11 protein-coding genes and 1 pseudogene are annotated in these 13,830 nt (G+C 68.8%); 4 read left to right on the top strand and 8 right to left on the bottom strand.

What is annotated here, in order from left to right; all coding sequences use genetic code 11:
* Positions 1-15: 15 nt before the first annotated feature.
* Entirely contained in the window at positions 16-1,077 is a 1,062-nt protein-coding gene (locus tag AWX74_RS34520) for a LacI family DNA-binding transcriptional regulator (protein ID WP_091285318.1), read from the bottom strand.
* A 204-nt stretch (positions 1,078-1,281) separates the two neighbouring features.
* Here AWX74_RS34520 and AWX74_RS34515 point away from each other — a divergent pair, with 204 nt between their 5' ends.
* From AWX74_RS34515 to AWX74_RS39260, 4 genes and pseudogenes are all read left to right on the top strand, one after another.
* Positions 1,282-2,316 carry a Gfo/Idh/MocA family protein gene (locus tag AWX74_RS34515; protein ID WP_091285314.1) on the top strand — a complete coding sequence of 345 codons (1,035 nt, stop codon included), beginning with the start codon at positions 1,282-1,284 and terminating at the stop codon, positions 2,314-2,316.
* 304 nt (positions 2,317-2,620) lie between these two features.
* Positions 2,621-4,186, top strand: a complete 1,566-nt coding sequence (locus AWX74_RS34510) for a serine/threonine-protein kinase (protein WP_091285309.1) — start codon at positions 2,621-2,623, stop codon at positions 4,184-4,186.
* A 95-nt stretch (positions 4,187-4,281) separates the two neighbouring features.
* Positions 4,282-5,742 (top strand): MFS transporter, encoded by a 1,461-nt coding sequence (locus tag AWX74_RS34505; protein WP_091285307.1) that lies wholly within the window; start codon positions 4,282-4,284, stop codon positions 5,740-5,742.
* A gap of 19 nt (positions 5,743-5,761) precedes the next feature.
* Positions 5,762-5,905, top strand: a pseudogene (locus AWX74_RS39260) (family 1 glycosylhydrolase); the annotation flags it as partial.
* A gap of 14 nt (positions 5,906-5,919) precedes the next feature.
* Here AWX74_RS39260 and AWX74_RS34500 read toward each other — a convergent pair.
* The 7 genes from AWX74_RS34500 to cysC all read right to left on the bottom strand — a co-directional run.
* Positions 5,920-6,348: a VOC family protein gene (locus AWX74_RS34500; protein ID WP_091285303.1), complete on the bottom strand. Its 429-nt coding sequence runs from the start codon at positions 6,346-6,348 to the stop codon at positions 5,920-5,922.
* 119 nt (positions 6,349-6,467) lie between these two features.
* Positions 6,468-7,748: a DUF1214 domain-containing protein gene (locus AWX74_RS34495; protein ID WP_091285448.1), complete on the bottom strand. Its 1,281-nt coding sequence runs from the start codon at positions 7,746-7,748 to the stop codon at positions 6,468-6,470.
* Positions 7,749-7,979: 231 nt separating this feature from the next.
* Positions 7,980-9,458, bottom strand: coding sequence for an aldehyde dehydrogenase family protein (locus AWX74_RS34490; RefSeq protein ID WP_091285301.1), 1,479 nt, complete (start codon positions 9,456-9,458; stop codon positions 7,980-7,982).
* A gap of 27 nt (positions 9,459-9,485) precedes the next feature.
* Complete coding sequence (locus tag AWX74_RS34485) at positions 9,486-10,388, bottom strand: LLM class F420-dependent oxidoreductase (protein ID WP_091285298.1); 903 nt, start codon at positions 10,386-10,388, stop codon at positions 9,486-9,488.
* Between the two features lie 42 nt (positions 10,389-10,430).
* Positions 10,431-11,255, bottom strand: a complete 825-nt coding sequence (locus tag AWX74_RS34480; RefSeq protein WP_091285296.1) for an SDR family oxidoreductase — start codon at positions 11,253-11,255, stop codon at positions 10,431-10,433.
* Between the two features lie 82 nt (positions 11,256-11,337).
* The gene (locus tag AWX74_RS34475) at positions 11,338-12,051 is read right to left on the bottom strand and encodes an inositol monophosphatase family protein (RefSeq protein ID WP_091285445.1); all 714 of its coding nucleotides are present in this window, start codon (positions 12,049-12,051) and stop codon (positions 11,338-11,340) included.
* Between the two features lie 23 nt (positions 12,052-12,074).
* Positions 12,075-13,830: adenylyl-sulfate kinase (gene cysC, locus AWX74_RS34470; protein WP_091285293.1), on the bottom strand; the 1,756-nt coding region annotated here is incomplete at its 5' end.

Genomic DNA, 13,830 nt, shown 5'->3' with positions numbered 1-13,830 from the left:
CCCGGGGAAAGGTCCTCACCCGGACTCCCTGACAATCAGGTGTGGTCGCAGAGCGGCCTCCAGGCCCGGATCCAGGTCCGCTCCGTCGAGGAGCCGCCGGATCGAGGAGGCGACCACCCGCGCTATCGCCGGGACGTCGAAGGTGGCGGTGGTGATCGCGGGCCGCAGCGCGGCGCCCAGCGGATGGTCACCCGAACCGACCACCGCGATGTCGCGGGGAACCTCGATGCCCGCGGCGCGCAGTTTGTCGATGAGCAGGATGGCGAACGGGTCGCTGTTGGTGTACACCGCGTCCGGCCGCTGCGCGGGGTCGCGCCATCGGTCCACCACCGGCGCGATGCTGTCCGAGGAGAGCTCGCAGTCCACCCGCTCGACGGGCACGCCGTCGGCCGCCGCCACCTCCATGACCGCCTCGTAACGCTGCGTGGGCAGCTCCGCCAGCGGCCCGCTGGGCACCAGACAGGCGAGGCGCCGACAGCCCCGTGCGAGCAGGTGCCGGGTCGCGAGGCGGGCCACCGCGGCGGGATCGAGCGGCACGGTGGGCGCGTAGTCCACCCGCGGGGCACCTGTGAGCAGGACTGCCTGCACGCCCGCCCGGCGCAGCAGTTCCACGGCGGCCGGGGTACCGCGGGACACGTTGACGTACACGGCGGCGGGGCGAAGCTCGGCCCAGGCCTGGGCCCCCCGCACCCCGCTGGTGGTGCGGTCGCCGTGCATCAGCAGGACCAGGTCGCGAGCGGCCAGCTCCCGGTCGAGGCTCTCGAGGAACCGGTCCGCACCAGGCACGGTCGCGGACCGCAGCATGGGCACCAGGACGATGTTGCTGCGCCCGGCGCGCAGCGCCCGCGCGGACGCGTTCGGCGCGTACTGCAGGTCCCGCGCCGCTGCCAGGACCCGCTGTCGGGTCTGTTCGCTGACCGGATGGTCGGTGCCGTTGAGGACGTGGGAGACCGTCGCCCGTGACACACCGGCGTGCCGTGCCACGTCGGCGCTGGTGGGCCTGGACGGCCCCGGCCCCGGCCCCGGCGCCGCGGGCAGCCTCGACAGCTCCTCGCCCCGTCGACCATCTACCGGCATCGTGCGATCACCCATCCTCTGCCCGCGGCACACCCGTTCGACTGTGTGATCAAGTTACACGTGTAACTCGCGGCGAGGGTCATGTTACACGTGTAACCTCCGGGTGCAAATGCTGCGTGACACCGCCCGCCGGGCCGACCTACCCCGATCGTGAGAGGAACGGGCGGCACCCGCCCGCGGCATCCTTCGGAGAACGGGGTACACATGGCCTTACGCTGGGGAATCGCGGGGACCGGAGCGATCGCCAGGGGCTTCGCCGACGCGCTGGGCCGCCTTCCGGAAGCCGAACTGGTGGCCGTCGGCTCCCGCAACCGGGCGACCGCCGACGAGTTCGGCGAGAACCACGGCATCGCGCCGAACCGCAGGTACGGCTCATACGAGAGCCTGGCCGCCGACGACGACATCGACATCGTCTACGTCGCCTCCCCCCACTCGCACCACCACGAGCACACCCTGCTTTTCCTGGAATCCGGCCACGGCGTGCTGTGCGAGAAGCCGTTCGCGCTGAACGCCGGCCAGGCCGCCGAAATGGTGGCGGCGGCCCGAGCGCAGGGCCGGTTTCTGATGGAGGCGATGTGGAGCCGCTTCCTGCCCGCCTACGTCAGGCTGCGCGAGCTGGTCACGGCCGGCGAGATCGGCACCGTGCTCTCGGTCGAGGGCGACTTCGGGTTCCGGGTGCCGATGACACCCACCCACCGGCTGTTCGACCCGGCCCTGGGCGGTGGCGCACTGCTGGACCTCGGCGTCTACCCGGTGTCGCTGGCCAGCATGCTGCTCGGTGAGCCGAGCCGGGTGGCGGCGTTCGGGCAGCTCGGCGAGACCGGAGTCGATGAGCACCTGGCCGTCCTGACCTCCTACGACAGTGGCGCCTACGACAGTGGCGCGTTCGCCGTTGCCAAGGCGTCTCTGCGGGCCAGTCTGGCGTGCGCCGGCCGGGTCACCGGCACGGCCGGAAGCATCGAGCTGCCCGCCTTCATGCACTGCCCCGACGAACTCGTCGTGCAACGGGCGGGTGCCGTCGAGCGCCTGCACCTGCCGGCCGCCCGGGACGGCGATGGCGACGGGGACGAGACGGCCGGTGGCGGCCTGCACCACCAGGCCCGCCACGTCCACGAACGGCTGCGGTCGGGGCACCTCGAAAGCGACATCATGCCGCTGGACGAAACCGTCTCGATCATGCGAACCCTCGACACTGCGCGAGCCCGGATCGGGGTGCACTACCCAGCCGACAACGCCTGACGACACAGTGGTCATACGGCTGCCTGTAGGCCGAGCGGCAGGCCGGCGGTTGCCGGTGTCCGGGGGCGGTCAGGGCGCCGGCGGCCAGCCGGCCAGCCGGCCGCTGCGGAGCCGGAGCCGGAGCCGCGGCAGGTACTCCGGTTGGAGTACGACGGCCGGAAAAGTACTGCGTCATATGTAGCCGGTACTGCCTGCGGATGGACGATGACGGAGCGGCCCGGCCGGGGCAGTATTGCGCGGGGGTGCATAGACGCCCGGGCACGGCCGTCGACCAGATCAGAATGTGCGGCCGGCCCCGGCTCGGATGAAGGTAGCGGTGGAGACTGCGCGCGGTGTGTCCGTCCCGGGTGAACCCCTGCTTCCGCACGAGCCGACCGTCATCGGCCCGTATGTGCTGATGAGCCGGTTGGGCGTGGGTGGGATGGGTGCCGTCTACTACGCGCGCGACCAGCAGGGGAGGCCGGTCGCGGTCAAGGTGATCAGGTCGGATCGGGTGAGGGACCAGGAGTTCCGCAGGCGGTTCCGGTGGGAGGTCGAGGCGGCTCGCAGCGTCGCCTCGTTCTGCACCGCCGAAGTTCTCGACGCCGACCCGGAGGCGTTCGCGCCGTACCTGGTGACGGAGTTCATCGGCGGCCCCCGGCTGGACAACGCTGTCGCCGACGGGGGGCCGCTCGACTCGTCGACTCTTACCGGGCTGGCAGTCGGGGTCGCGACGGCGTTGACCGCGATTCACCATGCCGGGCTGATCCACCGGGATCTCAAACCCAGCAATGTGATCCTCTCACTGACCGGTCCGCGGGTCATTGACTTCGGTATCGCCCGTGCCCTGGACGGCGCCGGTAAGCCGACGGCCTGGGGGTTCGGCTCGGCGGGATGGATGGCACCCGAGCAGATCAACGGTCAGCCGATCGGGGCGGCGGCTGACGTGTTTGCCTGGGGCATTCTTGTCGCCTATGCGGGCACCGGGCGGCACCCTTTCGGGGACGGCCCGGATGTCGAGCTTTCCCACCGGATCACCGCCGCCGAACCGGACCTGACCGGCCTGCCCGGGCAGGTGGTGGATCTCGTCCGCGATGCGTTGACGAAAGACGCGGCCGGCCGGCCTGATGCCCGGGACCTGCTCCTGCGTCTGGTCGAGCGCCGGCCGGGGGAGCACCCCACCGATCCGGCTGTCCGCCTGCTCGGGCTCACCGCGGAGCTCGCGCCCTCGCCGGACCGGTCCGCGGACCGGTCCGCGCATGCGCGGTGGCGGCTCCGGGGGCGTGGCCGCGTTCCGCTGACCGCCAGCCTGGTGCTGGTCATGGTGGCCCTCACCGCGATCAGGCTGGCGGCGAACCGTGATGACGGGACGTCGGCTGAGCCGGCCACTCCTGCGGCGACGCCGGTGGAATCCCCGGCCACCCCGGCCGCGTCGGTGGCGTCGGTGGCGTCCCCGGCCGTACCGGCGGACTCCTCGGCCATGCCGCTTTCCGGCCCGCGTACCGCACCTGGCCCCGGCGCCTTCCGGGACGGCCCGTTGTCGTTTGCCGTCGACGGCGTCGAATGCGAGGTCGAACAACTCGGCCTCGGGCTCCTGGCCCGCCACCCGGATGGCCAGTTCTGCCTGGTCGCCATAACGATCCGTAACAACGGTACGTCGCCCCGTGCCCTGGATAATTCCTACCAGTACGTGTACGACAGCACCGGGGCTCGTCGCACCGCCGACTACCTGTCGCGCTACTACCTGCCCGGCGAGACGATCTGGAACACCGCCGAGCCGGGTGCGTCCATTCACGGCAGGATGGTGTTCGACCTACCGCGTGACGCCACACCGCGGCGGCTGGAACTCCATGACAGCCCGGCCAGTGGCGGCGGTTCCATTCCGTTGTAGCCGGGCCGTCGCCCGTCCTGAACAACGGTATTACGGCGCTGTCGGCGTGCCCCTGGTGCCAGGGGTTTCATCATTCGAGCAGACAGGAGCCGTTCATGACCCTTATCGCGGCCCCGTCCCGGACAGCATCCGGAGAATCCGGATTCGGCGCGCGACATGCGTTGATCCTGCTTGTGCTGATGTGGGCATCCCAGCTCCTGGGGCTGGTCGGCCTGCTGTCCGGCAACATTCAGGCCGAGATCGCCATACATTTTCACACCGCGAGGATCTCGTGGTTCACATTGGTCACGGCGCTGGTCGGCACCTTCGTCACGCCGTTCGTGGTCAAGGCTGCGGCCATGTACGGCAAGAAGCGCGTCATGGTGGTCATCACCGTCCTCGGCCTGGTGGGTGACGTGATCGCCGCCCTCGCGACGAACTACTCCATGCTGCTGATCGGACGTGGCATTGCCGGGTGCTACGGTCCGATCGCCGCGCTGGCCTGTTCGATGGTTCGTGATGTCTTCCCGCGCCGGCTCGTTGGTCCAGCCAGCGGCCTGCTGGGCGGCGGCGTCGGGCTGGTCGCGCTCGGCGGCCCGTTTCTGTCCGCGTGGCTCGTCGACGGTTTCGGCTTCCGTGGCGCGCTGTGGTTCATGGCCGCTGCCAGCGCGCTCAGCCTTGCGGCGCTCGTGCTTCTCGTTCCCGAGAGTCCCGTGCGCGAGGAACGCACCCGCATCGACTGGCTGGGCGGGCTCCTGCTCGGCGGTGGCCTGACCGCGGTCATCTACGGGATCGGTGAAGGCGCAGGCTGGGGCTGGGCCAGTGCCCGCACCCCTCTGTTCATCGGCGGCGGTCTCGCCGCGGTGGCCGGTTTCGCCTTCGTCGAAAGCCGGGTGCCGCATCCGATGTTTCCACTGCCCCTGCTGAAACGGCGGTCGTTCTGGACCATGCTGCTGACGACGTCACTGGTCGGCGGGGCAGCGTACGCCGTCGGCACGGTGATGTTCCTGCTCGCCCTGATGCCGACGATCCCCGGCGTCTCCGACGGCCTGGGGTTCTCCGCGACCAAAAACGCGCTGATCAATGCTCCCAGCAGCGTCCTGGTTCTTCTGGGCGCGATCGCGGCCGGGATGGCTGCCCGTCGGATCGACCCCTGGCTCCTGCTGGCCGTCGGCGGCCTGCTCGTCGCCGGCGGCTATGGTGCGATCTCCGTATACCACCACACCGTGCCGCAGTTGATGCTCCTCGGCGCCGGGACCGCGGTGGGCATGGGCCTCGTGGTGGCCACCGTTCCCATCCTGGTCATCCAGGCGGTGCACCCAGCGGAACAGGCCCTGGCCAACGGCGCCCAGTCAATGGCGCAAGGGGCCACCCAGACCATTCTCAGCCAACTGACCTTCATCATTCTTGCCCGGGACAGCCAGATCATTCACGGCATCCGGTTCTACCGAGACGAGGGATACTCCAACGGTCTCCTGTTCACCGCCGGCGTTGCCGCGACCGGGGCGGCGCTGGCTCTGATACTGCGGAACAGCCGGACGGTACTGCGGAACAGCCGGACGGCCCGTCGGGTCTGACCCGCATGCCGTTGGTCGCTCCCTGCTCGACAACTTCGAGTGGACGTCCGGCTACGCGATGACCTTCGGGCTGATCGCCGTCGACCGGGCCACCTTCGCCCGCACGGTGAAACCGTCCGCACGTTGGCTCGGTGAGATCGCCCGCACGGGCCGCCTCCCCTGATCGGTGGCGGCAGTTCAGCGACCGAACGTTCGCCTCTCAGGCGTGGAGGCATACATCAACTGAATGATCTCGATCGGATGCCCGTCTGGATCGGTCGCGATGGCCGCACGTGTTCCGAACTCGGCATTCCCGTGCACCGGGACCTCGATCCGGCCGCCGGCCGACTCCACCGCCGCCAGTGCCACATCGATATTCGGGACGACAAAACCGGTCCACGCCGAGCCGGCCGGCGGGCGGGCGTGCTCGAGATATCTGGCGATGACGAGAACGTGCGTATCGGGCTCGCCGGTGGATGACAGCGTGATCTCTTCAAGTGGGTACTTGTGCTCGTCGGTCATGACACGGTTGATGACCTTCATCCCGAAGACGCCGCTGTAGAAGCTCTCCGCGACAGCGAGGTCGCTGACCACGAGTTTCGTGAAGCGGAAGGTCGGCGTACGCATCGTGGGGGGTGACCTGCCCTTCGCTGGTTCTCGGGTGGCGCTGCTACACAGCGGATTTCGGTGCCTTGCCAGCAATCGGCTTGGGTACGCCGCACGGGGAACCTTGACGGGTGCGGGGACTAGAGCGTGCGGGAGTGATATCCCACGGCCCGGGCCGCAAGCTGGGCCGCCCGCTGGGCGGGGGTGACCTGGGGGAGCTCGAGGCTTTCCACGTTGGCGAGGGAGACGACCCGGAAATCGCGCACCAGCACGGCTGGGCTGATTGCCGCGCCAGGCGGTGCCGCCTGCCACCGGATGAGTCCGAGCCCCTCATCGAGGCCCGTTGTGTCGAGCCAGTTCGCAACCCCGGGGTCTTCGTGAGCGATGACGAAGGTGAAGGTGCCGTCGGGGTTCGGCGCGGTCTGGGCCAGGTTGAGCGAGACCTGACGTTCCTTGGCATTCGGCCCGAGCATCCACGGGTCCATGAGCTGGAAGCCCGTGTAGGCGGCGCCGACCGGGTCCGTCGTCACGACGATCGCCTGATCCGGCCGGAGGTCCCAGCTGAGAGCCACCGTGAAGCCGGACATGCTGCCGGTGCGTATATGCCCGGGACTGATCTGGTTGCCGTGAAGGCCGCCGAACCACACGTTCGGGAAATTCGCCCAGAAGAGCAGGTAGCCCGGCAGGTCACGGTAGACCGACCGGATGATCTCCGCGATGTCGAAGGGGGTCGGCTCGACGTCGTCGAGCGGGCGCAGCTCCATCCAGGACGGGCGCTGATCCCAGTCGGCCAGCATGTCCCGGGAGCCGAGAGAAAGCAGGCCGGGAGCCGAAAGAAGGTGGACGGGGCTCTCCTCCTTGGGTCCGATCGTGATCCGGAAGGACCCGTCCACCGCGATCTGCAGATCACGATCGGTGATACTGGCCAGGGGAGTCAGATCCGTGTTGTTGACCATGTTCGGTGGGGTGACCTTGGTTCCGCGATGCAGCTCGATGTTGAGCTGCGCAGGGCGGCGGGCGGGGTCGAAGCGGCCGAGGACCTCAAAGCGCCGGTCCCCGTCGACGGAGGCGATGCGGTAGACCGCGTCCGGGTTGTCGCCGGAGGTGCCGACGCCGGGCAGGGTGTGGCCGAGCCATTCCCGGGGGGTGTCGTCGGTGACCCAGATCTGCGAGGGCTGAGGCAGGACGTTCGCAATCTCCGCCATGATCAGCGAGTTGGACCACTGGGAGATCGCCTCGTCGAGGGTGGCGGCGCCCGCCGGGGACTGCCCGCGCGGGGTCGCCGCGAGCTGTTCGCGCAGGTCGGCCTGCAAGCGCTTGAGCTGAGCGTCCTCGAGGATCTCAAGCAAGGTCTCCTCGGCGAGAATCTGCGACGGCGTTGCCAGGACCGGCCGGGTCTGCCGAGCTTGCTCATCGGTCATCGTGATCGCTCCGCCCATCTTCTCGTTCCCATCATTTCTATCTAGGTTCAACAGAGAAAGCACCAACCAGAGCATTTGCGATGCGACAGGGCGAACAGGTCGCTGGTGACCTCGGCGGTGATGTCGCCGGCGAAGGCCTTGGCCTGTGCCACCGTCCTGAGGCGGAGCCTTCGACTCCTGGGGCGAATCGCTGGCGAATGCGCGCAGTCTGGCCCGCGGGGGAGCGATGAGTCAGGCGGCTGGCCAGGCGAGCGACTTCGTCTCGAGATACTGCTCGAAACCGACGCTCCCGTTCTGCCGCCCCACTCCGCTGTGCTTGTATCCCCCGAACGGCAGGTCGGCGCCGTAGCAGATGCCGCCGTTGAGGCCGACGCTTCCGGCCCGGATCCGGCGCGCCACGGCGAAGGATCGCTCCAACGACCCCGAAAACACCCCTCCGCCAAGGCCGTAGGAACTGTCGTTGGCGATACGGACGGCATCGTCGTCGTCATCAAAGGGAATAGCGACGAGCACCGGCCCGAAGATCTCCTCCCGGGCGATCGTCATCGAGTTGTCCACGTCGGCGAACAGCGTGGGCTCGACGTACCAGCCCTTCGGCAGATGGTCGGGGCGACCGCCCCCGACGGCGAGTGTCGCGCCCTCCTGGACACCCTTCTCGATGTAGCCGAGGACCCGATCACGCTGCTTGCTCGACACCACCGGCCCCATGATCACATCGGGGCGCTGCGGGTCTCCGTAGGGAACGGCCGCCATGGCCGCCTTCAGCATGGCCACGCCCTCGGCGTAGCGAGAGCGCGGCAGCAGCATGCGGCTCTGGATGGCACAGCCCTGGCCGGCATGGACGCACACTCCCAGGCCCGCCATGAGTGCCTTCGGGAAGTCGGCGTCGTCGAGCACGATGGTCGCCGACTTGCCGCCGAGCTCCAGGAAAACCCGTTTGACCGTCGCCGCACCCTTCTCCAGGATCCTCTTTCCGACGGGCGTCGACCCGGTGAAGGAAATCGCGTCGACCAGCGGAGAGAGCGTCAGTCTCTCTCCCACCAGGTGATCCGAGGATGTGACGACGTTGATCACGCCGGCCGGGAAATCGGTCTGCTCTGCGACCAGGCGGCTGATCAGAGTGGAATTCCAGGGCGTGTCCGGGGCCGGCTTGAGAACCACCGTGTTACCGGTGGCGAGGATCTGGCCAAGCTTGTGCAGGGCGATCTCGAACGGGAAGTTCCACGGCGCGATGGCCCCGACCACCCCGACCGGCTCCTTCCAGATCCGCCGGTGGTTCACCGTCCCCCGGGTCAGCGCGTCCGGAAGATCGACCTCCCACGGAAACTCATCCATGAGCTTCAGCGGGTAGCGGAGCGCCTCGGAGAGCGGGTCGTCGAGCTGCGGGCCGTTCGTGAGCATGCGCGGGCAGCCTGTCTCGAGGATCAGCTGCTCACGTAGCTCCTCGCGGGCTGCCTCCAACGCCTCCTGCAGCTGTTCGATGCAGTGACGCCGGAACGACCGGTTCGTCGACCAGTCCGTCTCGTCGAAAGCCCGGCGGGCCGCGGCGATCGCCCGGTCCATCTCCGTACCCGACGCGTCGGCGACCTGGCCCAGTACCTCTTCGGTCGCCGGATTGATGTTGTCGAATGTCCGTCCCGAGTCGGCGTCGCACAGCCGGCCGTCGACCAGCATTCTGCGCTCGGGGTTGATTGCGCGGGTCTCCGCCATCGTCGCCGCTTCTCTCCGGTAGCGCTGTCAGGACAGATAGGTGGTACCGAAGGTCTCAAGGAACTCCAGGGTGGCCTCGGGTGACACCGACGGGCTGGACACGATCACAGTGGTCACGCCGGCCTTTTCGATCTCGGCCAGTGCCGCGCGATGGCGGTCCGCGTCGACGGCCGGTGTGGCGATGGAACGATCCTTGTAGGAGTACTGCAGGTCGATCGTGTCCGTTCGCCCCGCGGCCGCGGCCGTCTCCCGAATCTCGTTGATCATGTTGCTCAGTTCCGCCAGCGAACCGATCGCGGTGGTGCGGACAGCGGCGCTGAGCTCGGGCGGGCCTACCAGCGGCATCCATCCCTGCGCCCGTTCGGCGACCCGGCGCCGTGCCAGTTTCGAGTTGCCGCCGATCCAGATCGGTATGGGGTTCTGCACCGGCCGGGGCCGGGCGATCACGTTGCGAGCGTCGAAATGGCGGCCCTGGTAGCTGAACGGCTCGCCGCTCCAATGCAGCGGGAGCACGTCGAGCACCTCGTCGAACAGGGCGTTGCGCTCATCGACGTTCACTCCGAGCGCGTAGAACTCGGTTTTCATGTACCCGGCCCCCAGACCGAGCACGAACCGTCCGCCCGAGAGCTTGTCGACGGTCGCCGCCGCCTTCGCGAGCAGAAACGGGTTGCGATAGGGAGCCACCGAGAGATTGGTGTGTAGCCGGAGCCGTTCGGTCGCGGCGGCGGCATGCCCGAGCGCGACGAACGGATCGAGGCTCTGGTGGCCGCCGGAAGCCAGCCAGCGCGCGCTCGGTGCGGGGTGCTCGCTGAGGCACAAACCGTGGAACCCGGCCTTCTCCGCTGCGGCCGCCACGTCACCGACGGCGCCTGCTTCGAGCATGTCGCGCTCGAGTCCGTTGGTTTCGGGGTAGTGATACACGAATCGCATAGAGAGCAAACCATCCAGTCGAAGAGTGCTCGCCCCGGTCGGTCAGAGGCTGAGGACGAACTTCACCGCTGCTGCGGCGGCGGGGAAGGACTCGGTCACGCCGGCACTGAAGTAGCCCGAGTCGGTGATCACGGTGATGCCGGTGATCGCGGCCGCGGCCTCGCTGCACAGGAAGAGCAGCGGGTACGCCTGTTCCAGGGATGTGGCTGCCTCGATACCGATCTCGGCTCTGTAGTCGGCACCGAACCCGAGCCAGGTCTCCTTGTTGGCCTGGGCCAGCGGTGTCTCGGTCGGGCCCGGGCAGATGGCGTTGATGCGGATACCCCGCTTCAGCAGCGGCAGTGCCTCGCTGGCCACATAGGCGCAGACCGTCTGCTTGCTCCACAGGTAGGAGGCCCTGCCGTGCTCGACTGCCCAGGCCGATGCCTTCTCGACGTCGGTGATGGCGAGGTATTCGCGCAGCTCCGGCAGGTTTTTCTCCCAACCCAGCCCGACCGCGGAGGAGATGAATCCGATGGCCGATCCGGCTGGGAGGGCATCGGCGGCCAGCAGACGCTCGATCAGGTACCGATGACCGAGAAAGTTGATCTTCTCGATGCCGGGGGTGCCGTCGGCGACGCCCGCGCAGGAGAGGACGGCGTGCACCGGGCCGCCGCACTCCTCGACGGCTGCGTCGATGGAGTCGGTGTCCGCGAGGTTGACAGTGATCGCCGTCGCACCGGCGAGCGTGACGGCGGCGTGGTCCATCACCACGACCTCGGCGCCGGCGCTCAGTGCCAGTTCGGCAGCCGAGGCACCCATCCCGGTGGCACCGCCGACCACGAGGATCCGCTTCCCGTCGAACCGGAACGCGTCAAACAGGGACATGTCCAGCTGTCTCCTCCACCATCGATGACCAGAAATCTGTGTTGCGGCAGCTACATCAGGCCGACCGGTCCGGGCTGGGCGCTCAGCTCTCCCGGAGCACGCTGATAACCGCACCCGCGAGGTCCGGACGGCAGATCAGCAGGTCGGGGAGGTAGGGGTCGGGCCGGTTGTACAGCAGTGGGCTGCCGTCGAGCCGGGACACATGCAGGCCGGCCGCGGCGGCCACCGCCACGGGCGCGCACGAGTCCCACTCGTACTGACCGCCGGAGTGGGCGTAGACGTCCGCCTGGCCACGCGCGACAGCCATCGCCTTCGCCCCCGCCGAGCCCATGGGCACGAGCTCGGCGTCAAGGTGGGTGCGGAGCAGGTCGACACAGGCCGGTGGCCGGGTGCGTGACACCACGAGACGGATCGGCCCCGGTGCGACAGGCGGGGACGCTGGTGGGGCCCCGGTGTGCAGGACGAGCCCGGCCGCGGGCAGGGCGACCGCGCCGGCAGCGGGCAGGCCGCCGAGGGCGAGAGCCACGTGGACGGCCCAGTCCTCCCGGGGCGGCTCGCCGTACTCACGGGTGCCGTCGAGAGGATCGATGATCCAGACCCGCTCCCGGTCGAGGCGTGCCGGGTTGTCCGCGCTCTCCTCGGACAGGACTGCATCGTCGGGGCGGGCTCGTGCCAGCAGTCCCAGAAGAAGCTCGTTGGACTGTCGGTCACCCTCCTTGCCGCCCTCGGAGCGGATGGCGAGCAGCAGGGCCCCGGCCAGCTCGGCCAGCTGCGCCGCGAGGGCGTGATCGTCCAGCCCGTCGAGGGCGTCGAGCCCGGTCACGACGTCTGCGGCAGTGTGAGGACGCCGGCCTGGCGCAGGTGGGCGATGACGAAATCGGCGGAGGCCTCGGCGGCGACGGCTCCGCTCGCGTCGAGATGCAGCTCCGGTGCCACGGGGGCCTCGTAGGACGAGTCGATGCCGGTGAAGTTGATCAGCTCACCACGACGGGCCTTGGCGTAGAGGCCCTTGCGGTCGCGGGACTCGGCGACCTCGAGGGGCGCATCGACGAAGACCTCGATGAACTCGTCGTCCTCGAACAGGCTGCGGGCCAGTTGTCGTTCGGCGCGGAACGGCGAGATGAAGGAGGTGAGCACGATGAGGCCGGCGTCCACCATGAGCTTCGCGACCTCGGCGACACGGCGGATGTTCTCCACCCGGTCGGCCTCGGTGAACCCGAGATCCTTGTTCAGGCCGTGCCGGACGTTGTCACCGTCCAGCAGATAGGTGTGGAAGCCCTGGTCGTGCAGCCGCTTCTCGACGAGGTTGGCGATCGTCGACTTGCCGGCGCCGGAAAGCCCGGTGAACCACACGACGGCCGGTCGCTGGCCCTTGCCGAGTGCACGGGCCTTCTTGTTGACCTCGACGGCCTGCCAGTGCACGTTGTGCGCGCGTCGCAGCGCGAAGTGCAGCAGCCCGGCCGCGACCGTGCCGTGGGTGAACCGATCAATCAGGATGAAACCGCCCATGTCCCGGTTCTCGCCATAGGGGTCGAACGGCACCGGCCGGTCGAGGCTGATGTTGACGACGCCGATCTCGTTGAGCTCGAGAGAACGTGCGGCGAGGTGCTCCAGGGTGTTGACGTTGACCTTGTACTTCGGCTGGGTGACCGCCGCGCCGACGGTGCGGGTGCCGATCTTGAGCAGGTAGGGCCGGCCCGGCAGCATCGGCTCCTCGCCCATCCACACCAGATGGCACTCGAACTGGTCAGCGGCCTCCGGAGGGTTGACGGCGGTCGCGATGACGTCGCCGCGGCTGATGTCGATCTCGTCCGCGAGGGTGAGGGTCACCGACTGACCGGCACCGGCCTCGGGCAGGTCGCCGTCAGCCGTGACGATCCGCGAGACGGTGCTCTCCTGGCCCGAAGGCAGCACCCGTACCCGGTCGCCAGGGCGGATGACTCCTCCGGCGATCTGCCCGGAGAACCCGCGGAAGTCCAGGTCCGGTCGGTTGACCCACTGGACGGGCAGCCGGAACGGCCTGTCCTCCAGATCGTCGTCGATCTCGACGGTCTCCAGGTGGCCGACCAGGGTTGGCCCGGTGTACCAGGGGGTGTTCGGGCTGGGCGCGGTGATGTTGTCACCCGCGAGCGCCGACATCGGGATCGCGACGATGTCGCTGAGCCCGATCTGCGCGGCGAACTGGCGGTAGTCCGCCTCGATGGCGTCGAACGTCTCCTTGGAGTATCCGACGAGATCGAGCTTGTTCACCGCCAGGACGACCTTGCGGATTCCCAGCAGCGACACCAGATAGCTGTGCCGGCAGGTCTGGGTGAGCACACCCCGGCGGGCGTCGACGAGAATCACGGCGAGGTCGGCGGTGGACGCGCCGGTCACCATGTTCCGGGTGTACTGCTCGTGCCCGGGGGTGTCCGCGACGATGAACTTACGCCGCTCGGTGGAGAAGAACCGGTAGGCGACGTCGATCGTGATGCCCTGTTCGCGTTCCGCGGCGAGCCCGTCGACGAGCAGCGCGAAATCGAGCCCGTCGCCCTGGGTGCCGACCTTCTTCGAGTCGCTTTCCAGCGCGGCGAGA

Origin of the sequence: Parafrankia irregularis, from assembly GCF_001536285.1 — a bacterium.
In the GTDB taxonomy this organism is placed as follows: domain Bacteria; phylum Actinomycetota; class Actinomycetes; order Frankiales; family Frankiaceae; genus Parafrankia; species Parafrankia irregularis.
This window is presented reverse-complemented; position numbering and strand designations above follow the sequence as displayed.

Excerpts from the sequence above, each read along its gene's own strand:
- AWX74_RS34515 (WP_091285314.1), top strand. The coding sequence starts at position 1,282 with ATGGCCTTACGCTGGGGAATCGCGGGGACCGGAGCGATCGCCAGGGGC.
- AWX74_RS34490 (WP_091285301.1), bottom strand. The coding sequence starts at position 9,458 with ATGGCGGAGACCCGCGCAATCAACCCCGAGCGCAGAATGCTGGTCGAC.
- AWX74_RS34505 (WP_091285307.1), top strand. The coding sequence starts at position 4,282 with ATGACCCTTATCGCGGCCCCGTCCCGGACAGCATCCGGAGAATCCGGA.
- AWX74_RS34500 (WP_091285303.1), bottom strand. The coding sequence starts at position 6,348 with ATGCGTACGCCGACCTTCCGCTTCACGAAACTCGTGGTCAGCGACCTC.
- AWX74_RS34520 (WP_091285318.1), bottom strand. The coding sequence starts at position 1,077 with ATGCCGGTAGATGGTCGACGGGGCGAGGAGCTGTCGAGGCTGCCCGCG.
- AWX74_RS34510 (WP_091285309.1), top strand. The coding sequence starts at position 2,621 with ATGAAGGTAGCGGTGGAGACTGCGCGCGGTGTGTCCGTCCCGGGTGAA.
- AWX74_RS34485 (WP_091285298.1), bottom strand. The coding sequence starts at position 10,388 with ATGCGATTCGTGTATCACTACCCCGAAACCAACGGACTCGAGCGCGAC.
- AWX74_RS34480 (WP_091285296.1), bottom strand. The coding sequence starts at position 11,255 with ATGTCCCTGTTTGACGCGTTCCGGTTCGACGGGAAGCGGATCCTCGTG.
- AWX74_RS34495 (WP_091285448.1), bottom strand. The coding sequence starts at position 7,748 with ATGACCGATGAGCAAGCTCGGCAGACCCGGCCGGTCCTGGCAACGCCG.